This is a genomic window from Parasegetibacter sp. NRK P23 (assembly GCF_023721715.1).
In the GTDB taxonomy this organism is placed as follows: domain Bacteria; phylum Bacteroidota; class Bacteroidia; order Chitinophagales; family Chitinophagaceae; genus Parasegetibacter.
This window is the reverse complement of the sequence record NZ_JAMDLG010000017.1, coordinates 64946-91945: the sequence shown is the minus strand read 5'-3', so window position 1 is coordinate 91945 and position 27000 is coordinate 64946. Positions and strand designations below refer to the sequence as shown.

16 protein-coding genes are annotated in these 27000 nt (G+C 49.6%); all 16 read left to right on the top strand.

What is annotated here, in order from left to right; translation table 11 throughout:
* Positions 1 to 5 precede the first annotated feature (5 nt).
* Positions 6 to 2948, top strand: a complete 2943-nt coding sequence (locus M4J38_RS18120; RefSeq protein ID WP_251761221.1) for a hypothetical protein — start codon at positions 6 to 8, stop codon at positions 2946 to 2948.
* Complete coding sequence (locus M4J38_RS18115) at positions 2945 to 4843, top strand: SGNH/GDSL hydrolase family protein (RefSeq protein ID WP_251761220.1); 1899 nt, start codon at positions 2945 to 2947, stop codon at positions 4841 to 4843. Before M4J38_RS18120 ends, M4J38_RS18115 begins: the two co-directional genes overlap by 4 nt.
* Before the next feature lie 15 nt (positions 4844 to 4858).
* A complete protein-coding gene (locus M4J38_RS18110) occupies positions 4859 to 6256 on the top strand; it encodes an alpha-L-fucosidase (protein WP_251761219.1) in 1398 nt (465 codons plus the stop codon).
* A gap of 121 nt (positions 6257 to 6377) precedes the next feature.
* Positions 6378 to 7979, top strand: a complete 1602-nt coding sequence (locus tag M4J38_RS18105) for a glycoside hydrolase 43 family protein (protein ID WP_251761218.1) — start codon at positions 6378 to 6380, stop codon at positions 7977 to 7979.
* Positions 7980 to 8119: 140 nt separating this feature from the next.
* A complete protein-coding gene (locus M4J38_RS18100; RefSeq protein WP_251761217.1) occupies positions 8120 to 8695 on the top strand; it encodes an RNA polymerase sigma factor in 576 nt (191 codons plus the stop codon).
* Positions 8696 to 8771: 76 nt separating this feature from the next.
* Positions 8772 to 9998 (top strand): FecR family protein, encoded by a 1227-nt coding sequence (locus M4J38_RS18095; protein ID WP_251761216.1) that lies wholly within the window; start codon positions 8772 to 8774, stop codon positions 9996 to 9998.
* A 255-nt stretch (positions 9999 to 10253) separates the two neighbouring features.
* Entirely contained in the window at positions 10254 to 13793 is a 3540-nt protein-coding gene (locus M4J38_RS18090) for a SusC/RagA family TonB-linked outer membrane protein (RefSeq protein ID WP_251761215.1), read from the top strand.
* 19 nt (positions 13794 to 13812) lie between these two features.
* Entirely contained in the window at positions 13813 to 15267 is a 1455-nt protein-coding gene (locus M4J38_RS18085) for a RagB/SusD family nutrient uptake outer membrane protein (RefSeq protein ID WP_251761214.1), read from the top strand.
* Between the two features lie 7 nt (positions 15268 to 15274).
* The gene (locus M4J38_RS18080) at positions 15275 to 16345 is read left to right on the top strand and encodes a TlpA disulfide reductase family protein (RefSeq protein WP_251761213.1); all 1071 of its coding nucleotides are present in this window, start codon (positions 15275 to 15277) and stop codon (positions 16343 to 16345) included.
* A 152-nt stretch (positions 16346 to 16497) separates the two neighbouring features.
* Positions 16498 to 17811: a TlpA disulfide reductase family protein gene (locus M4J38_RS18075; RefSeq protein ID WP_251761212.1), complete on the top strand. Its 1314-nt coding sequence runs from the start codon at positions 16498 to 16500 to the stop codon at positions 17809 to 17811.
* A 109-nt stretch (positions 17812 to 17920) separates the two neighbouring features.
* Positions 17921 to 19330: a TlpA disulfide reductase family protein gene (locus tag M4J38_RS18070; RefSeq protein ID WP_251761211.1), complete on the top strand. Its 1410-nt coding sequence runs from the start codon at positions 17921 to 17923 to the stop codon at positions 19328 to 19330.
* 33 nt (positions 19331 to 19363) lie between these two features.
* On the top strand, positions 19364 to 20284 hold the full coding sequence (locus M4J38_RS18065) for a peroxiredoxin (protein WP_251761210.1): 921 nt from the start codon (positions 19364 to 19366) through the stop codon (positions 20282 to 20284).
* 19 nt (positions 20285 to 20303) lie between these two features.
* Positions 20304 to 21434 carry a TlpA disulfide reductase family protein gene (locus M4J38_RS18060; RefSeq protein WP_251761209.1) on the top strand — a complete coding sequence of 377 codons (1131 nt, stop codon included), beginning with the start codon at positions 20304 to 20306 and terminating at the stop codon, positions 21432 to 21434.
* A 65-nt stretch (positions 21435 to 21499) separates the two neighbouring features.
* Complete coding sequence (locus M4J38_RS18055) at positions 21500 to 22165, top strand: RNA polymerase sigma factor (protein WP_251761208.1); 666 nt, start codon at positions 21500 to 21502, stop codon at positions 22163 to 22165.
* A 71-nt stretch (positions 22166 to 22236) separates the two neighbouring features.
* A complete protein-coding gene (locus M4J38_RS18050) occupies positions 22237 to 23421 on the top strand; it encodes a FecR family protein (protein WP_251761207.1) in 1185 nt (394 codons plus the stop codon).
* Between the two features lie 213 nt (positions 23422 to 23634).
* A complete protein-coding gene (locus M4J38_RS18045) occupies positions 23635 to 26994 on the top strand; it encodes a SusC/RagA family TonB-linked outer membrane protein (RefSeq protein ID WP_251761206.1) in 3360 nt (1119 codons plus the stop codon).
* Positions 26995 to 27000 lie beyond the last annotated feature (6 nt).

The window sequence follows — 27000 nt, the reverse complement described above, 5'->3', positions numbered from 1 at the left end:
TGCCGATGGGAACTGTTGTCAGAAAGAAATTAACTACAAAAAAGAACTACGGAGAACGCTTCCTGTTCTGGTGTATGCTGGTGGTTATGCCCGTATTGGCCATAAGCCAGGAAAGTATAGAGAATGCGCATTATAAAGTGCAGCCTGCGGCTGATTTTAAAAAGTCGCCAGGGTTTATTGTAACCCACAAAGCATCTAACCTGCAACGCAGAGTAACCCCGGCGCTGAACCTGGTATACAGCAATACAACACCGGAAATGACCAGTGCTTCCATGGACGGCCAGCCGGGAGTGGTGGCCTGGAACAAGAACGGCATAACAATACCGGACATCAATGCTTTAGGCAATACCCCTCTGGTGGCCCGTGCGTATAAGATCAGCGGGAATCAACTGGTGTTCACCTTCAAAGACCCGGCCGCCGCGCATGTTTCACTTACCATAAAATTTATTCAGGGGCAGGAAGCGCCGGTTTTTGAAATGGAAATGACGGCACGGAAAGCGGGGCATTTTTCATTGGGCTTTTCCGGAATGCCAAAAGTAGACTCCGCTGCTGTTGATTTTGTGTACCAGCCGCTCACGTGGAGCTGGAAGCGTTTTCCTTCAAGGTTTGCACTCACGGAAGAGGCGTATGCCAATACCGCCGCGGTATTCACGAGCCATCATGGTTACACCGAGGGACTGGCCGTATTGCTATCGGATATCCCATACCGTTATGCACGGAGCGCGCAATGGAACAACGCAGGCAAAAAGAGCAATGCATTCTGGTCGGTTTTCCCGGAGGATGGTCCGAAAGGGAACAGTCTTTTTGGAATGGCGGTCCGTAACCCGGAGGGAAAGGCACAGCCTACAATATATGCGCCCTTGCCCGGAACGGAACGTGCGGCCTTGAAAGCAGGAGAGAAGTTCCATATCGGACTGGTGTATGTGCTGCATCCCGGCGACTGGCAAGCGGGAACAACGCATTTGTTGTCTACTGTATTCAATTACCGTTCGGAGCGGGAGAATGCGCGTACTTCCCTCAACCAGACCTTTGAAAACATGCTGAACTTCGCGATGAACGATGTGTACAGCGGCTGGAACGCGGAACTGAAAGCTTCCGATTACCAGTTTGATGTACCAGGCACGGTTAAAAATGTTTCAGCTTTACACGCGCTTAGCCTGGCCATGGTTACGGGCAACGAAGAAATTTTGCGCCGACGTGCGATTCCAACAATAGAATATGTGATGAGCAGGGAGAAATTCCTTTTCAGCACCAGCGATTCCGCGCACCAGAGTCAGGTGCCCTCGCACCTGCTCAACGGGCCCTGTGTGGACATAGGCGAATTGTCGGCACTTCATGAAATGACCAACGGCTATACCCCTGCATTCGCATTGGAGGCGAACCGGCTTTTCGGCAAAAGCAGGCAACTGAACATGAACACGCAAACGGGCGGCGGCAGCTGGCAGGATTACCTGGCGAGGTACAGGCTACACCGCAACAACGAAGACTTGCGCAAAGCTGTTGATGGCGCGAAGGATTACCTCCGGCAGGTGTACCACAACTATTCACATACCTTTTTTGATTCACCCGGGCTACGTGACCGTGGCGCGGGTTTTACTACGGATTACGGGCTCCGGATTTACGATCTTTTTGAGCTTTTCCAGGAAACCAAAGATTCGCTGTATTTAAAGGCTGCCGTTACAGGAGCGAAACAATTGCTGCTCTGGACCAGGAGCAACCCCGCCCCTCCCGAAACAAACATCACGGTGAACAAAGGGGGAAAGGTGGAAGGCATATTCCCGGGAAGAAGGGTGAGTGCCTTGGAAGGCGCACCATTCGTGCCGATGGATGTTACCAGTTATGTGCCCGAGCAAACAGTTCCTGCCTGGGAAACTTCTTTGAATGGCCTTATCCCCGAAGCGCCCAATACCTATGCTTTCGGGCCGGTTATGCTCGCGCACCACGCTGCCTGGTTGCTGCGCCTCGCGCATTGCTCAGGGGATACGCTGCTCCGGAATGCCGCCTACAACGCAATTGTCGGGCGATACAGCAATTTTCCGGGCTATTATTTCACCTCCCTGCATACCGATGTGTACCAGCGCCAGGATTATCCCATGCACCCGTTCGCGGATGTGAAGTACAACGCTATCTTCTATAATCATGTATGGCCGCATCTTGCTTTACTGATGGACTTTCTCGTATCCGATTTCTATTACCGCTCAAAAGGACAAATCGATTTCCCTGGCACCTATGCGCCCGGGTACGCTTTTCTCACGAGCCAGGTGTACGGTGCGAAGAAAGGAACGGTAATGGGTAATCCGAACGTGCAACTCTGGATGCCTTCCCATGCCATCCGTTCAGATGGGATCGCCTTCAATTATATCATGGGATACAATGAAACCGACCTTTTTCTGGCTTTCGCCAATACTTCCCGCAAGGCGGTAACTGAAAATATTTTCCTGAATCGTGAGGTGATTCCCTGGGATATGGATCAGGAATATACCATCCTCCTGCACGATATGGAAGGAAAGGCTGCTGAAGGGAAAATAAAGAATGGTAAACTTTCTCTTACCATTCCTGCCGGCGGCCTCCGTTGTATTCAAGTGAAAGGAATGGCGCCTTTGGAGAAAGAGCTTCCGGAGCAGCGGTCAATCAGTAAGAACAGGTTCCTGCGCTACCATTCGTTAAAAGATACTTCGGCCACCGCAACCGCCATGGTTATTCAAACCAACGCCAGTAACGCAGTGTTTTATGTGTATGCGAACAAAACGGAAAAAGATTGGAAAGCATGCACGTTCCGTTATCGGATCAATGGGACACAAACATGGTCTTCAGTTACGGATGAAAACTATCCTTTTGAATTTGATCTTCCTTTGACGAATGTAAATGATGCCGTAGATTTCGAAATAATCGCAACACCCCACGATGGGCGTGAACTTCGATTTCCCATTAAAACCATCAACCATTGAACAAAAGAATGCTTACCAATACACGATATATATACCTTTTTTTAACCTGGTCTATACTGCTTGCAGGATGCGCGGCCAGGCTGGCACAACAAAGCACAGAAAAGAAGCATGACCTTGAAATACTTGGTCTGGGCGATTCTATTACAGAAGGAGGTCCTGGTTTCTTTTCCTATCTCTTCACATTGGATTCATTGCTGAAACAGTCTGGTTATCATCCGCGGTTCGTTGGCCCAAAAACCAGTATTCAATCCGGGGATACCTTGCGCCACGCGGCGTTCAGTGGTATGACGGCGGAATTCATCGCCAAAAAAATCGACAGTATTTACAGGGCATACCCTGCAAAGCTGGTACTCTTACACAGCGGGCACAATCATTTCGCGGAAGAAAAGCCGGTGGCGGGTATTCTGAACGCGCACCGTACTATCATTGCCACTATCAAAAAGATAAATCCATCTGCAAAGGTATTCGTGGCCGGCGTGGTTACCGCAGGGAAATTGCCCAAGTATGAATATATTCCCGCACTGGATGATGCCTTGCGCAATATGGTGGATTCGTTGAAAGATCCGTCTGTGGTATATGTTGACCAACGCAACAACTGGAACTGGAGCATCCATGCCATTTCAGATAAAGTGCACCCCAACAGGGAAGGGGCGCGGATCATCGCGGAGAACTGGTTCCGGGCGCTGGCCGTTTCGAAGCAGGTACAACCGGCGCAGCCGGATTCGTTGCTCCCCGTAAAAGCGTTCGCGCCGAGAGGCGGATTACCCAATTTCTTCTCTAAGTTGAATTCAGGCAAACCAATGAAGATCGCCTTCCTTGGCGGAAGCATCACCCGCGCGGGTGGTGGGTATCGTGATCAGATTATTGAAAAACTGATGGACCAATACCCTAAAACCACGTTCCAGGAAGTAATGGCGGCGGTAAGTGGCACCGGCTCCGATTTTGGCGCCTGCCGTTTGAAACAGCACGTGACCGATCACCGGCCCGACCTGGTATTCGTAGAGTTCGCGGTAAACGATAACCGCTGGCGCATGAAGCTGGTGCGGGAAACCATGGAAGGTATTGTACGGCAATTGTGGAATGCTGATCCCGAAATGGATATTTGTTTTGTATATACTTTTTCGGCGGAAAACCTGCCCACCTTACAGGCAGGAAAATTTCCGGCATCCGTATCTGCTATGGAACAAGTAGCGAACCACTATGGTATTCCTTCCATCCATATGGGGCTGGACGTTGTGAACGAAATAACGAGGGGGCGTATGCGCATTTCAGGAAAGAAAGAGGAGCATGCCGATATCCCCCTGTTCTCACTGGATGGCGTACACCCGCTGCCGCAAACCGGGCATAAAATGTACACCGCGGCGCTGGATAAGTACCTCATGCAGATGAAAGAAAAACGTACCCCGGTAAAGCATACACTGCCTGGTGCGTTAGAAGCCGGGAATTGGGAAAATGCAGGAATGGTAAGTCTTGAAGCGCAGGGGAAATTTTCAGGCAACTGGGGTACCACCGATTCCGTGACCTTGGGCAAAGAGTATTATTCGCTGATGCGCACCGTATATGCAACGGCTTCACCCGAAGCAACGCTCACTGTTAATTTTGAAGGCACACGTTTCGGGCTGGCAGATATTATGGGACCCGGCACTTCGGCCATTGAGCTCACCATCGATCAGCAGCCGCCCCGCGTGATTTCACGTTTCGATGCCTTCAGTACTTATTACAGGCTCAATTATTTTATACTCACTGATCTTGCACCCGGTAAACATACGGCTACCATCAGGCTTTCTCCGGCACCATTGAACAAGGCCGCCATCCTTGAAACCCGGAACGTGGTAGTGAAAGACTGGGCACCTTATGAAAAGAATGTGCTGTATGTGGGTGGCATTCTGTATTAATTCAATTTACGCGTTATGAAATTTATCCGATCCATTTTCCAAAGATGCTTTCTGTTCACGGCTGTACTGTTTACTACCGGTTATAGTCATGCGCAAAAAAAATATACCGCCGACTGGACGTCATTGGATGCCCGCCCGGTTCCGCAATGGTTTAAAGATGCGAAACTGGGCATCTTCATTCACTGGGGCGTTTATTCGGTTCCGGCCTGGGCGCCCGTAGGGAAGGAGTACGCTACCTATTCCAAATATTCGGAATGGTACTGGAACCGGTTGGTAACAGATAGTTCGAACGTGGGAAAAGCATTCAGGCAATACCACAACGCCGCTTATGGTCCCAATACAAAATACCAGGATTTCGCGCCGGCATTTAAGGCTGAATTGTTCGATCCCGCACAATGGGCGGAAGTCATGAAGCAGTCGGGCGCGAAATATGTGGTGCTTACTTCCAAACACCACGATGGGTTCACTTTGTGGCCCAGTGCGCAGTCGTGGAACTGGAACGCCGTAGATGTGGGGCCGCACCGCGATCTTGCCGGTGAACTGAGCGCAGCGGTAAAAGCGAAAGGGCTGCACATGGGCTTATATTATTCGCTGTATGAGTGGTTCAATCCCTTGTATAAAACGGATGTGAACAAATATGTTTCCGACCACATGATCCCGCAAATGAAGGACCTGGTGCAACGCTATGAACCGGAGATCATCTGGCCCGACGGGGAATGGGAGCACGCCAGCGCTACGTGGAAAAGCACCGAGTTCCTCGCCTGGCTCTACAATGAAAGTTCCGTTAGAAACTCCGTGGTGGTGAACGACCGTTGGGGGAAAGAAACCAGGGGGAAGCACGGCGGTTACTACACTACAGAATATGATATTGTACACAACGAAGATGCCACCAAGAAGAAGTTTGACCATCCCTGGGAGGAATGTCGGGGTATCGGCGGTTCTTTCGGCTACAACCGGAACGAGAACCTGGCCGATTATGAAACTTCAGACGCACTGATCCACATGCTCATCCAGAAGGTGTCGCGCGGCGGGAACCTGCTCCTGGATATCGGGCCCGCTGCCGATGGAACGATCCCTGTAATTATGCAACAACGCCTTGCCGACCTCGGCGCCTGGCTGAAAACGAATGGAGAAGCTATTTACGGTACCACCGCCGCGGATATGGAGCCGGGTGATGGTGTTTATTTTACGCGCAAAGGCAAAGATGTTTTTGTATTCATCACAAAGCCGCAGGGTAGTACTTTGGAAATCACCTTGCCGGATGCACCCGCGAAAGTTGCCTGGCTTGGATCGGATAAAAAGATCGCGTACACTTACAGGAAAGGAAAATGTGTGGTCCGTGGCCTTGATGTGCATCCCAACCTCCCCAATGGCGGTTACGGATGGGTGATGAAACTTTCAGGTGGAAAATAACGGACAGCCGTATTGCGCACCACGGCAAAATAGTACCGGTTTTTACCAACATAGTTCAATATATAAACCTGCAAGCGGATTATATTTACCCGGTTAGCGGTATCAAATATATTCGTTTGCCATGCTTAAATATTTTTTCTTACTCGCATTTAGTATAGTGGGGCTTCACGCAGCGGCTCAACCTGTTGGTACACCTGTTTGGGGCAACTGGAAGCATTGGGGCGACCAGGGAAACGGCAATTATGTAAACCCTGTATTACCGGGAGACTACAGTGACCTGGATTGTATCCGTGTAGGCGATGACTATTACGCGGTATCCTCTACTTTTCAATTCTCACCCGGCTTCGTTGTGCTGCATTCCAAAGATCTGGTGAACTGGAAAATACTTGCGCATGCCGTAAAAGACATCACCACGATTTCTCCTGAAATGAACTGGGACAGGATGAATTGTTATGGAAGGGGAATATGGGCCGGCGCGATCCGTTACCACAATAAAAAATTCTGGATCTATTTCGGTGATCCTGAAAAAGGCTATTTCATGACCACGGCTAAAAGTCCGGAGGGCCCATGGGAGCCGCTGCACCAGGTAATGGCAGAAAAAGGTTGGGACGATTGCTGCCCTTTCTGGGACGATGACGGACAAGGTTATTTTATTGGAACACATTTCGCGGACGGCTATAAAATTCATCTCTTCAAAATGACCCCCGATGGAAAAACCCTGATTCGGGATTCTGATAAAGTAATTTATCAGTCTAAAGGCAGCGAAGCAAACAAGTTGTTTAAGATAGGAGACACTTATTACCATTTTTTCAGTGAAGTAAAACCTGATGGGCGGGCCGTAATGATGCAACGGTCGAAAAACCTCTACGGCCCTTACGAAGTAAAACAACTGAGTCACGCCCAGCAGGAATGGCGGGAACCGAACCAGGGCGGTATTGTGCAAACAAAGGCGGGCGACTGGTATTTCCTTACGCACCACGGTTCTGGCGACTGGAGCGGAAGGATCATGAGTTTGCTGCCGGTGAACTGGGTGAACGGATGGCCCATACTTGGAGCCGTAGGGCCCGATACCATCGGGCGCATGGTTTGGGGCGGGAAGATGCCTGCGCAGGGCCATCCGAAGATGGTGCCGCAAACGGATGATGATTTCCGGGTCGCCACACTCTCCCCGCAATGGGAGTGGAACTACCAGCCCCGTTCCGGGAAATGGTCGTTAACGGAAAGGAAGGGGTGGCTTCGCCTGCATGCCTTCCAACCGCTGAAAGCAAATGATTTCTTCAAAGCGGGCAACACCCTCACCCAACGCGCTTACCGTACGGAACGGAGTGAAGTGGTCGTGAAACTGGACATCAGCAGGATGGCAGAAGGCCAGAGAGCGGGACTGGCGCATTTCGGATACCCTAAATACGCGGCCGTGCAGGTCTCTTGCAACGCAGGAGGGAAAACATTAAATTATGTGGTGGATGGCGTGGTAACTCCCGGACCTGTAGTGAAAGACAATATCATCTGGATGCGGTCAACCTGGGGATTGGATGGCATCAATACTTTCAGTTATAGTTCAGATGGAAAAAATTTCACCGCCATCGGCCAGCCCTGGCAACTGGTTTGGGGCGCTTACAGGGGCGACAGGATCGCGTTGTTCAATTACAACGACCATGCGGAGGATGGGATAATTGATATAGATCAGTTCACTTATAAGTACACGCAGCCAGCTCACCGCTAATCAGGCCAATCGTTTAAATTTTTTCGGTCATTGATGAAAAAAGCAGATTTTTAAGCCCATTATATACCTGTGCCCATCTTTCAGCGTTGCTGGATTTTCAGAACAAGCTTAGGTATAACGAATGTTTGAATGGGAATCAGATGCAAAGTGATTATGAATTATTGCTGTTAATTGCTGAGGGTAACGAACGGGCGTTCGAACTCTTTTTTAGTCGTTACCGTGACAAGCTTTACCAATACCTGCTTCTCGTTACCAAATCTTCAGAAATAGCGGAGGAGATCACTATGGATATCTTCCTGAAACTGTGGGCGGGTCGGGAATTGCTGAGTCAAATTGCAGACCCCGGCGCTTTTCTCCGAAAGATCGCGCACAATAAAGCCATTGACTTTTTCCGCGTGGCCGCAAGGCACGACAAGCTGCACAAAGCTTATGCGGCGCACATCCAAAGGCTTCATGAAAATGATGACCAAAGTACACTGGATGAAGAAAGCCTGCAATTGCTCCGGGAAATTATCAATCAGCTTCCCCCCAGGAGAAAACAGATTTACCTGCTGAGCAGGGAACACAATATGACCTACGACCAGATCGCAAAGCACCTCAATATATCCCATAAGACCGTGAAAAACAGTATGTTGGCAGCCTTAAATGAGATCAGGGAGCACCTCGCTAAAAAGTCCGGCAATGCATCGTTGCTGTGGCTGTTTTTCTCCTGCTGAAAATAAAATTCATAATTTTTTAATGGCGATGGGCCTGCCGGGTTGTAAAATTCGTCATTAGTAAACATACAACCTTATGACCCGGCAAACACAACCTTTACAAGCGCTGCTTCAGAAATACCTGGACAATACGATCACGCCATCGGAGTTAAAGTTATTTTTTGAAGCGGTGGCTGCTGCTGCTCATGAAGATCAAATTCATGAAGAGGTGGGGGCGTTGTGGGATGAACTGCCCGGTAGTAAAGGGGCTGCTGCTACGGAAGACAGCGCGGCGGTATATGATTACGCCGCGGCAGCAAAGCAGATCATTCAGCAGGCGGAAGTGCAGGAGTGGGAAGCCACTTCGCGCATGCCGATGTATAAAAAGGCCTGGTTCAGGTATGCGGCAGCAGTTATACTTTTTGTGGCGCTCGGCGTTTATTTCTACCGGTATAACGGAAATGATGCCGCCCCGCCTTCCATAGCTGCGCATGATTCAGGCAGAAATGACATACAACCCGGTGGTCAGAAAGCCGTGCTGGTGCTGGCCGATGGAAGCACCATAACACTGGATGATGCGGGAAACGGGCAACTGGCCATTGAGAATGGTACCGAGATTACCAAAAAAGATGGACAGGTGGTGTACGGGAATTCAGAAAATACTGCGGTTACCTACAATACAATGTCCACACCCCGCGGCGGACAATATTCGATTACCTTGCCTGATGGTACAAAAGTGTGGCTCAACGCAGAAAGTTCCATCACTTTTCCCACACATTTCAACGGTCCGGTAAGAGAGATCGCAGTGAAAGGGGAAGTTTACCTGGAAGTGGCCCGCAATGAAAAGAAACCCTTCCGGGTAGATGTGGATGGGCGCGGTATAGTGGAAGTATTGGGTACGCATTTCAACGTGAACGCTTACACCGATGAAAAAAATATTAGGACAACGCTCCTGGAGGGCAGTGTGAAAGTAAGCAGGAAAGGCGCCGGAAACGCCTCACAGGCAAAGCTTTCACCTGGACAGCAAGCCGTTATGGGGCACGGTGCCGGACAACTGGAAGTAGTGGCCGGTGTGAATACTGCCGCCGTTGTAGCCTGGAAAGATGGCGTATTTGACTTTGATGATGTTTCATTGGAAGAGGCCATGCGCCAGCTCGCGAGATGGTATGATATTGAAGTGGTATATCCACAGTCGGTACCAGATGTAAAACTGGGCGGCGCTATCAAAAGAAACCTTTCGTTTCCCGATGTGCTGCGTTTTCTCGGAAATGTAGGCCTGCGGTGCAAGCTGGAGAACAACAGAAAATTAATGATATACCCCTAAACACTAAAAAAACATCATAAAATATGGCAAGATAAAAAAACTGGCGGGCCGCTAAAAAAAAACCGAAGATGGTGCGAACATCTCCGGTAAACGTTTGGTGGGCCAATAAAACAATTTTCATTCGGACAACTGCTTCATTATTCAACCAAACCCGACTAAGTTATGGAATTTATTGCTTCTAACCGGCCATTGCGGACCGGATTGGCCTGGTGTGGCTGTATCCGCCGCGGGCTACTAACCAAAACGCTGTTAGCGATGAAACTAACAATTGTTTTATTAACCGCTTTTTTTATCCAGGTGCAGGCCGCGGGTGTGGCCCAGCCCGTTACGGCGAACTTAAACAAAGTGCCTTTGCGGAACGTGTTTAAGCTCATCGAAAAGCAAACGGGCGTGACCTTTTTTTACAACGATGAACACATCCGTCAGGCGGGCACCATCACCATTGAGGCACGCCAGATGCCACTGGCTGATTTTCTTTCCGCTATCCTGAAGCCAGCGCAACTATCTTTTGAAATAAAGCAGGGAAACGTAGTGGTGATGCGCAAAACACCCGAACCTTCCGTGAAAGAAGAAGCAGCTCCCCGGATAAAGATTTCAGGCATGATTACCGACCAGAATAAGTTGCCATTGCCTGGCGCCACTATTCGGGTGAAAGGCCGCCAGTTAATGGCGCTGAGCGATGACAAGGGGATGTTTCAACTGGAGGCGGAAAGGGGAGATGTACTCATCATCAGCTTTGTGGGCTTCAATGAAAAACAGGTGAAAGTAGGAGATGGGCAGATGCTCACCATTGTGCTGGATCCTTCCGAACAAATCATGGAAGCGGCCCAGGTGATTTCCACCGGTTACCAGAGCATCGCGCGGGAACGCAACGCCGGTTCGGTAGCGAAGGTGGATATTGCTACCGTAGCCAACAGGTCCAGCAGTACCAATATCCTCCAAAGACTGGACGGACTGGTACCCGGTCTGGTGGTCAACAACGCACCGGGTGGCGAACCATTGCTTATCCGTGGACTTACTTCGCTCAATTCCACCAGGTCGCCACTGATTGTAGTAGATGGCGTGGAATTACCGAGTGACATTACCAACACTGCATCCACAAATAACATATTGAACGGTTCTAACCCAATTGCCAACATCAACCCCCAGGATATTGCTGATATCACCATACTGCGCGATGCTTCCGCTGCTTCCATCTGGGGATCGAAAGCGGCCAACGGCGTGATCGTGATTACCACCAAAAAAGGACAGGCCGGACAAAAACTGCGTGTGGAATACGATGGTTACTACAATTTCCAAGGTAAACCAGACAGGGATTACATCCCCAAAATGAACAGCCGCGACTTTATCAATACTTCCAAAGAATTGTTCCCGCAGTTTGTACCTTCTTTCCCCTGGAATACAGTAAAATCAATATTTCCTGTTTCGCCCCATTTGCAGATTCAATACGACGAATACCGCGGATTGATTACAAAGGCACAGGCTGACAGGGCGCTGGACAGCCTTTCAGCCATCGACAACAGGGGTGAGATCTCCGATATTTTTTACCGGAACGCATCCACCACCAACCATACCGTATCCCTCTCGGGTGGCATGAACGCTTACAGCTTTTACGGATCCATGAGTTATACCGGTGTTCAAAGCAGCACGCCTGGTGAAAGAAACAATACCTACAAACTCAATTTGCGCCAGGATTTCAAGTTCAATAAAAGGATTCAGTTCACCCTTATTTCAGACCTCACCAATACTTCTACGGCCGCCAGCAATCTGGGCAATGGAATTACTGCCCCCGGCGTGTCTTTTGTACCTTACCAACGCTTCCGTGATGATGCCGGTAATGCCCTGCCTGTGCACTACCTCGGTAACTATGCCGATTCGCTTCGGTTGATTTATGCCGCACGTAGCAGGGTGAACCTCGACTATGTGCCGCTGGATGAAATTAACCGCGCTTATTCGAGGGGTTCAAGCCTTTCCGGAAGGGTGGTGGGAACAGCGAAGCTGCAACTGCTGAAAGCACTGCGTTTTGAAGGTACTTATGGCTACCAGACTTTTTCTAGAACCGGCCGCACCGTTCGGGACCAGGAAAGCTATTTTGTAAGGAACCAACTTGTAGGATTTACGCAGGCCGCGAATGTAAATACCACACCCCGGTACTGGTTGCCCCGCGACGGTGGCATGCTGACCGTAAACAATGCCAACCAGCGCAACTGGACCGTAAGGAACCAACTGGTGTTCGATAAAAACTTTGGGGAGCACCAGCTTACCGTACTCGGGGGACAGGAAGCCACCAGCACAACTCCTTTCACTTCTACCGCTACTTATTACGGATGGGACGATCAGCTCCAGGTTTCAAGACCCGTGAACATCGATACACTGATGAAAGGCATCTCCGGCACGGTGCCCGGTGGTACCCGTGTATTGCGCGACAACAACGTGGGTGGAGGCGAAGGCGCCATTGCCCGGACTACTTCGTATTATTCCACACTCGGCTATATGTTCCTGCGCAAATATGCGCTGAACGCCAGTTGGAGAATCGACCAGAGCAATCTTTTCGGACTCGCCAAGTCCGCGCAAAACAGGCCGGTGTATAGCATTGGTGGTAAATGGATGCTGAACAGAGAGGATTTTATGGCGGGCCTCTCCTGGCTCGACAGGCTCGATTTCAGGCTTACTTACGGTATCGCGGGCAATGCGCCGCGTCCTGCACAGGCAGCTTCTTTCGATATCCTCCAGGCTACGGCTAACGTAAATTATGTAAGCGGCGTTGGACTCAACGTAAGAACACCGGGCAACGATAAACTCACCTGGGAAGGTACCACCACCTACAACGCAGGCGTTGATTTTACAGTATTTGGCGGGAGGTTTGGCGGTTCCATTGATGGATACGTGAAAAAAACAACAGACCTGATCGGCTCCCTCCTCACCGCACCACTTACCGGTTATCCCACTGTAACAGGTAACTTCGGCGACCTCGAAAATAAAGGAATTGAATTCAGCCTGAATTCCATCAATATCAATAAAAAGGATTTTATATGGACATCCATGCTGAATGTCGCTTTCAATAAAAATAAAATCACAAGACTGGCCAGGGCCACAGCTATTACTACCGGTACCGGCATGATCGGCAGTTCTTTCATAGAAGACAACCCGGCGTATGCGGTATTTGAATTCATGTATGGCGGATTGAATGCAGAAGGTGATCCCCAGATCATCCAGGCCGATGGCAAACTGCTTTCCACGGCAAATGGTTCCAAGCCTGAAGATGTGAACCTGGCCGGCACTTCGCAGCCCATCTGGACCGGCGGCTTGTTCAACAACATCACGTACAAAAACTTCCAGTTTGGCATAAACATCAGCTTCAATTTAGGACATGTGCTGTTCCGGGATTTCAACGCAGTATGGCAGGAGCCGCTCAACCAGAACACGATCCACCCTGAATTCGCCAACCGCTGGAAAGTGGCGGGCGACGAGGCCAGAACAAATATTCCCCGCTATGCCTACAACAGCACCATCGCGAACGGAAGAAATATCTTCTATTACACCTATTCTAACCTGAATACGTTCAACGCTTCCTTCGCGAAGATCAGGGAAGTGACGCTGCAATACAGCATGGGGCAGGGCATCGTAAGCAAGCTCGGTGCAGAAGGACTCACCTTCCGGGCGCAGGTTTCCAACCTGATGTTGTGGAAGCAGAATAAACTGGGTATTGATCCTGAGTTCCAGGATCCGACAGGCAACAGGAATATGCGTACGGGGCAGGGGACTTTCACCATTGGCGCGCACCTCACGCTTTAATTAAAACAAGTTTACAATTATGAGAACAAATTATAAGGTACTATTACCTATTCTGATTATACTGCTGGTTACACAATTGTCTTGTTCAAAAGATTTCCTGGAGATAGAAGCGAAGGGCTCCAGGATAGCCCGCACCACCTTGGATTACGAGCAATTGATGAATGCGGTTGCACTGCAGGTGCTGTACGCGCCTTCCCTATATCTTGGAGATGAAATGGCGGCGCAGCAAACCTACATGGATGCAGCGGCCATCAGAACGCAACGGCTTTTCAGGTATGAGGAAAGAATATATGATGAAGACCAGCTCCCATCTGAAACCTGGCACCTCAGCAGCCTGTACACGTTCAATAAGGTAATCAATGAAGTGATGGAATCGCAGGGAGGATCGGAGCAGCAAAGAAAAGCACTGGTCGCCGAAGCGAAAGTAGGCAGAGCGTTGTGTCACCTCTATTTCCTTTCCGATTATTCTTTGCCTTATAATCCCACCACCGCATCAACGGATTTGGGTGTACCGCTGCTTACAAAGGCAGATGTGACACAAAACTCTTTTGAACGTGCCAGCGTGCAGGAATCCTACGACTTTATTGTTAAAGACCTGAAAGACGCATTGCCCGACCTCGGCCCCTTAACGCACCGCAGGAAATTCTCCAAAGTAGCGGCGGAATTTATACTGGCGCGCACCTACATGTACATGTTGAAATTCGAGGATGCGATGACGCATGTGGAAGGCGCCTTTGCTGAGCTGGGCAAATCTACGATACCGCTTGCGCTGTATGACTACAATATTGTACTCGATCCCAACGCCGCCGGTACATGGTTCCCTGATTTCGGGTTCGGTCTTTCCAACTATCCGCTCCCTGCTGTGAACCAACAGATCATGTACAACCTGAGTATGACCAATTTCCAGTTGCAAATGGTCAACGCGTATGTTTTTTCTCCTGAAACGGCCGCGCTGTATGATCCAGAAGATAAAAGGCTGCTCCTGTTTTCTGATGAGGAAATGTTCAATCCGGCAGTAGTGTATCCCAAGGGGATGAGAAGGTTCTCTGCATCCCTTTTTAACGGAATAGAAGTGGGCCCCTCCCTGCCAGACCTCTACCTGATGCGGGCCGAACTGAAGGCGCGTGCAAATGATCTTCCCGGTGCGAAAGCTGACCTGGAAACGCTGCGGTCCAAAAGAATGCCGGCCAATGTCGCGACGGTTCCCGCCAACATAGCCCAGAACAAAGAAGCATTGGTGCGCTTTATCCTGGAAGAAAGAACCAGGGAGTTCGCCACTTCCGGAATGCGCTGGATGGATATGCGCCGCCTTTCCGTAGACCCGGTGTACAGCAATACCGTGAAGTACACGCATCACCTGTATGATGATGATGGCAATGTAGTTGCCACTTATACTTTAAAACCCGAAAGGTTCGCGCTCAAATTCGGAGAACGCATGATTGCAGAAAACAAAGGATTGGTGGAGAACAAATAAACAGACTATGAAAAGAACAATGCTTACAGCCGTGGTGTGTTGCATTGGTGCAGCCGCTTTACAGGCCCAGGTTTCCAGTATTGTAAAAGGAAAAGTTGCGAAAGGACATCCGGCCAAAAAAGCCTGGATCGGCTACGAAGACAAGAATAATTACAAGACCGATACCGTAGATATAAAAGAGGGTAGGTTCGAATTCAAAGTGTCATCTGAACGCCCAGCATTGGCGCAGGTTACTCTGGTTGTGCCCCCGCCGCCCGGAGAACGCCGCCGCAGGAACCAGGAAGAGAACGATGACGCCGGAGTGATGAGGAACATGGCCCTGTTTTACACGGATGGTGCCATACAACTGGCATTCGATACCACCGGTGTTGCCATTGTAACAGGAGGCGGAAAAGAGGAAGCGGCCTACAAAGCGTTTACGGCAATGGGTAAGGAAAATGCCAAAAAAGGCGAAGCCGCACTGCCTTTCGAAAAAATGGTGACCGGGTTTATTCAGCAGTATCCTGACGCGTACATGAGCCTTGACATCATGGAAATGTTCGCGGGTGTGATACAGCCTACTACCTTCGAACCTATGTACAATGCGCTCAGTCCAAGACTTCAGAATTCGGCAAAAGCAAAGGCCTGGAAACAAAGGCTGGACCAGGCCAAAAAGCTGGATATAGGACAGAAGTCAATCGACTTTACACTGAACGATGTGAAAGGTGCGCCGGTGTCTTTATCCGATTTCAGGGGGAAATATGTCTTGCTGGATTTCTGGGCAAGCTGGTGCGGTCCCTGCAGGGCAGGGCACCCCGAACTGATCGTTATATACAACAAGTTCCGGAGCGAAAAATTCGAAATTTTCGCCGTTTCCCTTGATACAAACAAAGATGCCTGGGTGAAAGCCATTGCCGAAGATAAATTGCCCTGGCGACTGGTGATTGATTCAAAGGACGCTGCTTCAGACGTGGCGAAAAAATACAACATCATGCAAATTCCGCAAAACCTGTTGATAGGTCCGGATGGCGTGATCGTAGCCAGGAACCTCACCGGTAAAAACCTTGAAAATAAACTCGCTGAACTGATGAAGCCATAACACAGGTTTCAGACCGTTCTAACCAAATCTTCTACTGCTGACCTTATCCTGTGTATCGCTCCGTTACATCTCTTCAGGGGATTTAATGGGGCGATTGAAAAGCTATTGTTTCACGGAATTACGCATTCAATAATTTAAAAAACCTGAATCTCATGATCTTAAAAAGAATCATACTGCTGTTGCTGGTATCCAATACCCTTTTCGCGCAGCAGTCTGCAAACGGAAAATACAATTTTCAGGACTTCAGCCTGATCGTGAAGGTTGAAGACCAGGAAAAGTTGTACCATGAAATGCTGAAGGAAAAGCCAGCCGATCCCGCCAAACCCAACATGTACAGTGAATACCGTGCGCAACTGGCGTTGGGATGGCTGAATAAAGGCGACTTCAAACGGTATTGGGCTTATAAAAAAATGAATACCAGTTTTAATGTGCTGCAGTTCCTCTACCTCACGTATGCGTTGGAGTACCTTATGGACGCGGATAAGGATATAGCGGAAGTGGAAAAAGTATCGGCCGATCTTATGGAAGACATTAAGCAGAAAAAACTGAACGATGGCATAGGCAGGGTACACACCCTGTATGAATTAAATGCCGCTGCTAACGCGAAACTGGGTAATACGGAAAAAGCACTGCAACTGATGGACAAATACACCACCAGAAAGTGGGAAGCCCGGGATATGAATTATTTCAGGGATTCCAGGTCCAACTACCTGCACCGTTACGCCATCGTGATGGCGGCTGCGGGGAAGACCCAGGCTGCTTTCGATACACTCAGTAAAGCATTTAAAATGGCCGATTCCAATCCGAAAATGGTCGCCACTTTTCGTACGGTATATAAGAAGCTGAAAGGCTCCGATAAAGGATTTGATGTTTACCTGAAATCATTACAGGAGGAAGCCTACCAGAAATATTACAAAGAAGTAGAAAAATCTTATATCGCCACGCCGCAGCAAACCATGCAGGGTTTTATAACCGGGCCCGGTACCGATGGTAAAAAGATGACCCTCTTTACAGGAAAGCAACCGGTAAAGGATATCTCTTTGATGAACCTGGAAGGTAAAATGGTTAGTCTGGGCGATTACAGCGGTAAAATACTGGTGGTGGATTTCTGGAGCACCTTGTGTACGCCCTGTGTGGCCGCTTTCAGCGGATTTGAGCGCGTGGTGGAAGATTACAAAAAAGAACCATTCCAGTTGTTTGTGATCAATCTGTTCGAAGACGAGGCTACCGTTAAATCTTATGTTGAAAAAAGAAAAATACCACTTCAGGTGCTGCGCGATGAAGAAAATAAAGCTTACGACATTCAGGGCACACCTACTAAAATCGTATTCGACCCTACGGGTAATATAAGGTTTTATGCTTCAGGTTACGCTGGTTCTACCGACAGGGAATATTATAAACTGAAGGCTATGGTGGAGATCGTAAAAGCTAAAAATTCAGACCTGGCGAAAGTGCAGGGACATTGATCAGAAGAGTAAACCATAAGCTGTAGTGGCGATTGTTATTGCGCCACAATTCTAGGTGCTCCGGCAAATAAGCTGGCAGCACAATGTTCACACGAATTGATTTTATTTTATGAAAAGAATGTTTTTTGCGGCATGCTTACTTTGCTCGCTAAGCCTGACCGCACAACAGAGAAACGCTGATCCTAAACTGGAGGCCTTAAAGAATGAAAAGGATCAGGCTGCGCTCCGCCAGAAAATTAAAACACTGGAAAATGGTTCAGCAGAAGATATGGAATTATTGGTCCGTTACTATGATAAAAACGCCGCGAAGAAAGCTTCAGTAACCAAAAGCCTGGTGAAAAAGTATCCTGAAAGCCAGCAGGCGCAAATGCTTCGACTGACACCCTTTCTGAAAGCCGATGGTGCGGAGGGAACAGAAAAGGCACTTACAGCCATGCTTAAAGATTATCCGGGCATCAACCTTGATCTTGAAAAAACACTGGTTGCAGCCGCTTATGCAGAGCAGCCCAACCTTGAAAAAGTACTCCAATACCTGAATATGCTGGAGGACCAGGTCATGAGGGCAAGAGCTGTAACGCAGGTGGCGGATATCATGGCCGGATATGACAATGCGGCGGCATTAAAATTTTCAGCGGGGGAACTGGAACGCATAAAGCAGCTTAAAGCGCAGACCACGCCAAGTAAACCCATGAAACTTGATCCGCAAGCTGCCTATTACGATTACATCAATCAATATGGAAAGTTGCTTTTCAACGCAGGCAGAAATGAGGAAGCATACCAGTACACTATGGAGGCATACCAGCACATAAAAAACAAGGATGCTGAATTGGTTGAGAACTATGCTTTCCTTTCCAGCCTGAACGGCAAATACGAGGAAGCGCTTCCCATTCTTGCCAAAGCGGTAAAAGAAGGTAAACTGGAGCAACGATATGTGGACCAGGTACGAAAAGGCTATGCTCAACTCAACCCCGGTAAAGATGTGGACGCTTACATTGAAGGACTTCAGCGGGATTTCAAAGCGAAAATCCGCGGTGAAGTGGTTAAACTACTCATCAATAAAGCGGCACCGGATTTCTATGTAACGGATGTGAACGGTAAAAAATTTACGCTGGCGGATTTTAAGGGCAAGACCATCGTGCTGGACTTCTGGGCTACCTGGTGCGGACCTTGTGTGGAATCTTTCCCCGCCATGCAGATGGCGGTGAACCATTATGCTAAAGACAAGGACGTGAAATTTCTTTTCATTCATACTTGGGAAAACGCGAAAGACCCGCTCACCGATGCGAAAAACTTTTTGAGCAAAAGAAACTACGCCTTCGATCTGTATATGGATCCCAGGGATCCGTCCACCAAACGCAGTGCAGCCGCGGATGCCTTCAAAGTAAATGGTATTCCGGCCAAGTTCGTGATTGATGGCAACGGGCGCATACGCTTTGATGTATCCGGCTTTAAAGGCAAGGCTGAAGCTGCCGCTGAAGAACTCGTTCAGATGGTAGAGATCGCCCGTAAAGGCGCATAGGAAACCGTGTGGTGTTAATGATAAAAATGATGTATGAAAAAAGCGATGCTTATTGTAATCTTGAAAACGTTGGTGCTTTTTGCATTTGCACAGGATGAATATCCTGTTTCGTGGAAGTTCGATGCGGTGAAAACCGGTCCTTTAACCTTTAAGGTACAAATGCATGCCACGGTAAAGGAACCTTACCATATTTACCCGCAACAGGCTTCCGGCGGCATCGGTATGCCCACTTCTATTGCTTTTATGGAAAATGCTGATATGGAGCTGATTGGCGGAATAGAAGAAAAAGGCGTAGAGCCCGCCGGGGAAGAAGGCGCGGCGCATTATGCGATAGGCGTAACCTTTTCGCAAACCGTAAAACTCCGTTCCAACGAAAGTGTCACTTTGCAATTCAGGATCAAATATATGGCCTGTACCGATCTGATGTGTCTTCCGCCAGCCTCCAGGCAATTTAGTATTGTACTGAACGATAAGGAAGGAGCGGTGGCAGGTGAGGAACGTTTGAAAGCAACACCGGATTCTGCCAAACTGGCCATGAAATGGAAGTATGAAGATTTCGTGATGCCCGATGTTGCCGGTAACCTTATCGCTACAAAGGCCATCACCACAGCCAACAAATACACTTTTATTGATTTCTGGGCCAGTTGGTGTGCGCCATGCCGCGTGCAGGCCAGGGCTTTACTGCCGCTGTACAAAAAATACAGCGCTCAGGGACTGGGGGTAATAGCTGTATCATTGGATACCGATGCGAAAGCATGGAAAAAAGCGATTGCCGATGATGGCTATACCTGGACCAACCTCAGCGACATGCAGGGGTTTGATTCGCCGCTCAGTAAAAAGTACGGCATAACCGCTATCCCAAGAAATTTCCTTATCAATCAGAAAGGAGAGATCATTGCGGCAGACCTGCATGGCAAGGCGCTGGAAGAGAAGCTGGAAGCATTGTTCAAGTAATCAAGTCAAAGTTCAAAAGATGAAAAAGATATTTTTCGCGCTATTGCTTCTGCAACTGGGTGTATCCGGACAGGAAAAAAAGAAATTTACCATTAACGGTAAATACGGCGCTTTTAATGCACCCGCGAAAGCTTACCTGGAGTATGAACTGGATGGTAAAACAATCGTGGACTCGGTTGTATTGAAAGACGGGAATTTTAAATTTAGTGGAAAGGCCCCGGTTTCGCCTGTGGAAGCGGCTTTGATTTTTGATACGAAAGGTGAGGGGAAACGTAAAAGTTTTGAGCAAGCCACTGTTTACCTGGAGCCAGGCAACATCAGGTTTGTATCGGATGGGAAAAGTACACTGGGTGCGCAAATAACAGGAACACCCGGCAATAACGACTACACCGATTTTAACAACCTGGTGGATGCGGCATTTGCGAAGATGACCCCGGAAGACAGGAAGTTCCTCGAAGGAAAGATATCTCCGGAAAATACGCCCGATTTTGAAGCAGAACTCGCGGGATTTAAAAAAAGATACAGCGACCTTACCCTGGATGCTTATGTGCAATTCATACAATCGCATCCGGCAGCCAGACTTAGCCTGGATTTGTTGCCCAAAGTGGCTTACGACCGCGACTACACCCTGGTTAAGCCCTTGTTTGACGGCCTTTCCGACAAAGTAAAAGCCAGTGCCGAAGGTGTGAAATTCGCGGAAAGCCTGGAGCGTATGAAGAACACGGGCATCGGGCGTACCGCGCCAGACTTTGAACTGCCGGATACAACGGGCAACATGGTAAAATTATCTTCTTTCCGTGGCAAATATGTACTGCTCGATTTCTGGGCTTCCTGGTGCGGACCCTGCCGTGCTGAAAACCCCAACCTGGTTAAAATGTACCAGCAATTCAGTACACAGAATTTTACGATTGTCGGGGTATCGCTTGACAGGCCCGGCAGCAGGGCCGCATGGCTGTCCGCCATCAAAAAGGACGGACTTCCCTGGCTGCAACTTTCCGACCTGAAATGCTGGGACAGTCCCGCCGCAAAATTATTCGGCGTCCAGGCCATACCACAGAACTTTTTGATCGATCCCAACGGCGTCATTATTGGAAAAACCCTGATGGGCAAAGACCTGGAGTTGAAGTTGCAGGAGATTTTCAAACCATAAGATTTTTTTACACTTGCCGTAAACGCGCCTCAACATTTGTTGGGGCGAAGTTTTTTACAGGCTTCATGACGATCTTCAATTCTGTGGCACAATACCTGAAATTGAACTATGTTTACAACCGGCATAGCTTCAGCATCTTGGATCAGAACCAACTATATACAGACAATGAACTTTTTCTCCGGATCAGCCGCGGGGATGAAAAAGCGTTCGGGGATTTGTTCCACCGATGGAAGGACAGGGTTTTCGGGATCGCCTATCGTTTTACGGAGCACCCGTTCCGTTCGGAAGAAATAGTCCAGGATGTGTTCCTGCACCTTTGGACCAACAGGACCCGGTTACCGGGAATCGATCAGCCGGAAGCCTGGATATACACGGTTACCCGCAACCGCTCCATGACGGCGTTCAAAATACTTTTAAGAGATGCTTCCTCGCAGGCACAGGTGCTGGAGTACCTGCCCCGCCAGGAAGCCGCCAGCTCCGGCACCCTGGAACTGGATGACTTGAAAAGAACCCTCGCGCAGGCGCTGGACCTGCTTACACCTCAGCAACGGCGCGTGTTTGAACTCAGCCGCCTGGAAGGGTTCGACCGTGAAGCGGTGGCCCTTGAAATGGGCATCGCCAAAGCCACAGTGAGCGTTCACCTCACAGTAGCGCTCCGCACGGTAAGGGCCTACCTGCTGAGCCGCCTCGATGCTTTAACGGTACTTTTGCTGCTCCGGGAATTTTTCTAAAAAAAATCCTCTTTTTACTAATAACGTTGGTCCGTTCCGGAGACTATCCTGTTTACAGCAACAATAGTTTCATGGAAACGCAACGCATTAATGACCTGCTTTACCGGTACCTCCATAAAACGGCCACTCCCGCCGAGCGGGAAGAGTTGTTTCTGCTGGTGAAATCGCTGAACAACGACGCACCAGTGGATGATGTATTGTCCCGGATAGATGTCGCCTTGTTGCCTCCCATGCCTTTACCGGAAGAATCCGGCAGGGAAATCCTGGAGGCTATATTACGGGCGGCACCTGCTACGCCGGTGGTGGCGGCACCTGTTCACCGGGTACATTTCCTCCGTAAATGGCGGTGGGCCGTGGCTGTAGCGCTTGTATTGGGCGTTGCGCTGGCATTCTGGATGAACAGGAAGGACGCACCCGCGCCCGACCTGGTAAAAATGGATGTACGTGATGTTGCGCCCGGCAAAGAAGGGGCGGTACTAACGCTGGCGGATGGCAGCCAGGTGGTGTTGGATAGCATGGGGAACGGACTGGTGGCCACACAACATGGCGCACAGGCCGTGATCAGGAACGGGCAACTGGTTTATGAACCCACAGCGCAAACTTCCGGAGAAGTGCTGTACAATACGATGAGTACGCCCCGTGGACGCCAGTTCCAGGTGATGTTACCCGATGGCTCAAAGGCTTGGCTTAATTGTGCGTCCTCCATTCGTTTCCCCACAGTGTTCTCCGGTCAGCAACGTGTGGTGGAAGTTACCGGTGAAGTGTACCTGGAAGTGGCGAAGAATACCGGCCAGCCATTCATCGTACAACTTCCCAATCAGTCTTCGATTGAAGTGCTGGGCACCAGTTTCAACATCAATGCTTATGAAGATGAACCCATTGTGAAAACGACATTGCTCGAAGGAGCCATTCAATACAAACGCGGTACGGAAGTACAAAAACTGGTTCCAGGCGACCAGGTGCAGGATGATGCGCAGGCCAGAACAGGGCTCCGTAAAAAACAGGTGGAAGATATAGAGGAAATAGTGGCCTGGAAGAATGGCTACTTTAGTTTTTCCGGCACTAATTTCTCTACGATAATGCGGCAATTGGCGAGATGGTACAATGTGGAAGTAGTGATCAATGGGGAAGTGCCGACCCGCTCTTTCAGCGCTTCGGTGAGCAGGAACATCTCCCTGGAGAACCTGTTGAAGGCCATGGAAGTATACGGTATCCGCTCGTCGTATGAAAATGGACGCGTGGTGATTACGCCTTAGGAAGAACAATATTTTTAACCATAGACCGGCCTGAAAGAAAGCCGCTTCGTGTACGAGACGAAGCGGCCGGAAGTCAGGTTGATCAAACAAATTTCATCGCTTAAGACGCTTTTTATTTTTCAACCAAAACTGACCAAAGTTATGCTTTTAAAGGATTTCTTTGTCCGGGGCATTTATTTGCCTCCAGGATGCTTCACCAAAACTTTGCGGATCATGAAAGTTACCGCTATTTTACTGCTCGCTGCCTGTCTGCACGTTACGGCCAGGAGTTTTTCCCAGAATGTTACCATTTCAGCGAAGAAGGCCACGCTGGAAAAAGTGATCCGTGATGTGCGGTCACAAACCGGGCTCTCGTTCATGCTGGATCTGCAATTGCTCCGCAAGAGCCGTCCCGTGGACCTGGACATTAAGAATATGCCGTTGCAGGAAGCCCTGAACCTACTGTTCCGCACGCAGCCACTCGGTTACCGCATCGTGGATGGGGTGGTGGTGGTGTATGAAAAAGAGGTTGCTCCCAAGAAAGAACCGGTGGCCGAACAGGTGATCGCCTTCGTGACCATTACCGGAACTGTGGTGGATGGTAAAACCCAGGAGCCTGTATCGGGCGCCAGCGTGCTGGTGAAAGGTTCCGCTAAAGGCGCCACCACCGATCAGAATGGAAAGTTCAGCATCGATGCCAATCCGGGCCAGGTGCTGGTGATCAGTTCCGTTGGCTTCGAAAGCCAGGAAGTAGTGCTGGGCGGCCGCACGAACCTTCGTATCTTACTCAGTGTTTCCGATGTTTCCATGAAAGATGTGGTGGTAACGGGAATGTTCAATCGCAAAGCCTCCAGCTTTACCGGCGCTACCACCAGCTTTACGCAGGATGAACTGCTGAAAGTGGGCAGTGTGAACGTGCTGCAAAGCCTCAGGAACCTGGATCCGGCCTTCCAGATCATTGATAACATGGAACTGGGTTCGGATCCCAATGCGATTCCGAATATCCAGTTGAGGGGACAATCAGGCCTGCCGGACCTTCGGGGCGAATACACGACAAACCCCAACCTGCCCTTGTTTATCCTGGATGGTTTTGAGACTACGATTCAGAAAGTGATCGACCTGGATATTTACCGGGTAAAAAGCATCAACGTATTGAAAGATGCCGCCTCCAAAGCCATTTACGGTTCCCGTGCGGCCAACGGGGTGGTGGTGATAGAAACGATACGGCCACAGGCCGGGAAACTGCGACTTTCCTACAATACCAATATTACTTTACAGGCGCCCGATCTTTCCAGCTATAACCTGACCAACGCGGCCGAAAAACTGGAAGTGGAACTGGCAGGCGGTATCTATTCCAACTCCACTGCAGGCAGTGGTCAGTATATCCTGAAGCAACGTTACAACGAAAACCTCGCGCTCGTATTGAGCGGCGTGAATACCGACTGGCTCTCGAAACCCGTTCAAAACGGTTGGGGCCAGCGCCACTCCATGCGCGTGGAAGGTGGCGACGAAAGTTTCCGTTATGGCGTTGACCTCATGTACAACAAAGTGACCGGTGCCATGAAAGGTTCCGACCGGAAAACCACTACCGCAGCCATCGATCTTACCTATCGCGTGAAAAAAATATCGTTCAACAATATTCTCACCATCACCAACAACAGGGCCGATAATTCACCCTGGGGCGACTTTTCCCAATATGCCGCGATGAACCCCTACCTGCCCTACCAGAATGAGAACGGACAGATACTGAAGGTGATCAATACCATCACCAGGCCACAGGGCGGCGGCGCTCCCGGAGCCGTGACGAACGAAGCGGTGTACAACCCTGCTTTTAATTCAACCCTCAAAATTCTGGATTATTCCAGGTACACGGACATCACCAACAACTTCAACCTCGACTGGCGTTTACTCCCCGGCTTGAGGGCCGTAGGTAATTTCAGCATTACTAAGCAACTCAACGAAAGCCACGAGTTTCTTCCGGCAGAACATACCATGTTCACCACTTCAGAGTTCTCCGGTGCAGGCGCTTCCAGGAAAGGCCGTTATACAAAGGGAGATGGCAGCATCGACTTTTATTCCGGAAGGCTGATGCTCAACTATACAAAAAACGTTGGGCTGCATTACTTCGCGTTGAACGGTGGTGGCGACTACACCAGCAACCAGGCGCTGAACATCACCCACGCGGTGGAAGGTTTCCCGAACGACCGGCTCGATTTTATGTCGCTGGGATTGCAGTACCTCCTCAATTCCCGCCCCACCGGTTTTGAAAGTACGGTGAAAGACATGAGCGGCATTGTTTCCGGTAACTACTCTTTTGACGACCGTTTTCTTTTTGACGTTTCTTACAGGGCCACCCAATCTTCTTTGTATGGGAAAGACAACCGTTGGGGACAATTCTATTCCACGGGTATCGGCTGGAACCTGCACAAGGAAAAGTTTATCGCTGACCTTGGTTTCATCGACCAGTTCAGGCTCCGTGCCACCAACGGGTACACCGGTTCCCAGAACTTCAATTCTACCATTAGTAAGTCTACCTACGCTTATTACCTCAGGAACGCTTACGCCACATTCGGCAATGGCGCTACGCTGATTGGCCTCGCGAATCCCGGTCTTAAATGGCAGCGCCGCCAGGATATGAACTTCGGAACGGATATCTCCCTTTTCAAAAAACTCAACATCAGGGCCGACTATTACATCAGTACCACCGATGGATTGGTAACGGACATTACATTACCACCATCTGCGGGCTTCAATACCTACAAGGCCAACCTCGGAAAAGCAGAGAACAAGGGTGTTGACGTAAGGCTGGATTACAGGATATTCAGCAACGCGGCCAAAAAGAGTTCGCTCACCGTGTTCGTACTGGCTTCCCACAACAAAAATACCATCCGGGAAATCTCCAATTCCCTCAAGGCATGGAACGCTTCGCAGGATTCCATCAGCGGCAACAACGCTACCGCCAACAAAGAAGCTGCCAAACCACGCGTAAGGTTTGAAGAGGGACAGTCGATGAACGCGATATGGGCCGTTCAGTCCCTCGGCATCGATCCGGCCACGGGCAGGGAAGTGTACCTCAAAAAAGACGGTACCGTAACCTACAACTGGAACGCCAACGACCAGGTGGTGGCGGGCGATCTGCTGCCGAAAATCTCCGGCAACTTCGGTTTCAACTTCCAGCACCAGGGGTTGCAGGTGAATACCTCTTTCCGCTTCCAGTATGGCGGGCAGATGTACAACTCAACACTGGTAAGCAAAGTAGAGAACGCGAACATTTACCAGAACGTGGACAGAAGGGTGCTTACCGACAGGTGGCGCAAGCCCGGAGATGTGAGCTTCTTTAAAGATGTGGCCAGTACCACCGTTACACAACTGAGTACCCGCTTCGTGGAAGACAACAACCAGCTCAATTTCGCTTCGCTGAACATCGCTTACGACCTGGAAAGAATCAGGGCCATCAAATCACTTGGCTTCTCCAGGCTCAGGGCCGGGCTCAATATGAACGAGGTATTTGTGCTTTCTTCCGTTGAAGTGGAACGCGGCACCTCATACCCCTTTGCGCGCAGTTTCCAGTTCACTCTTCAGGCTTCATTCTAAAATCGA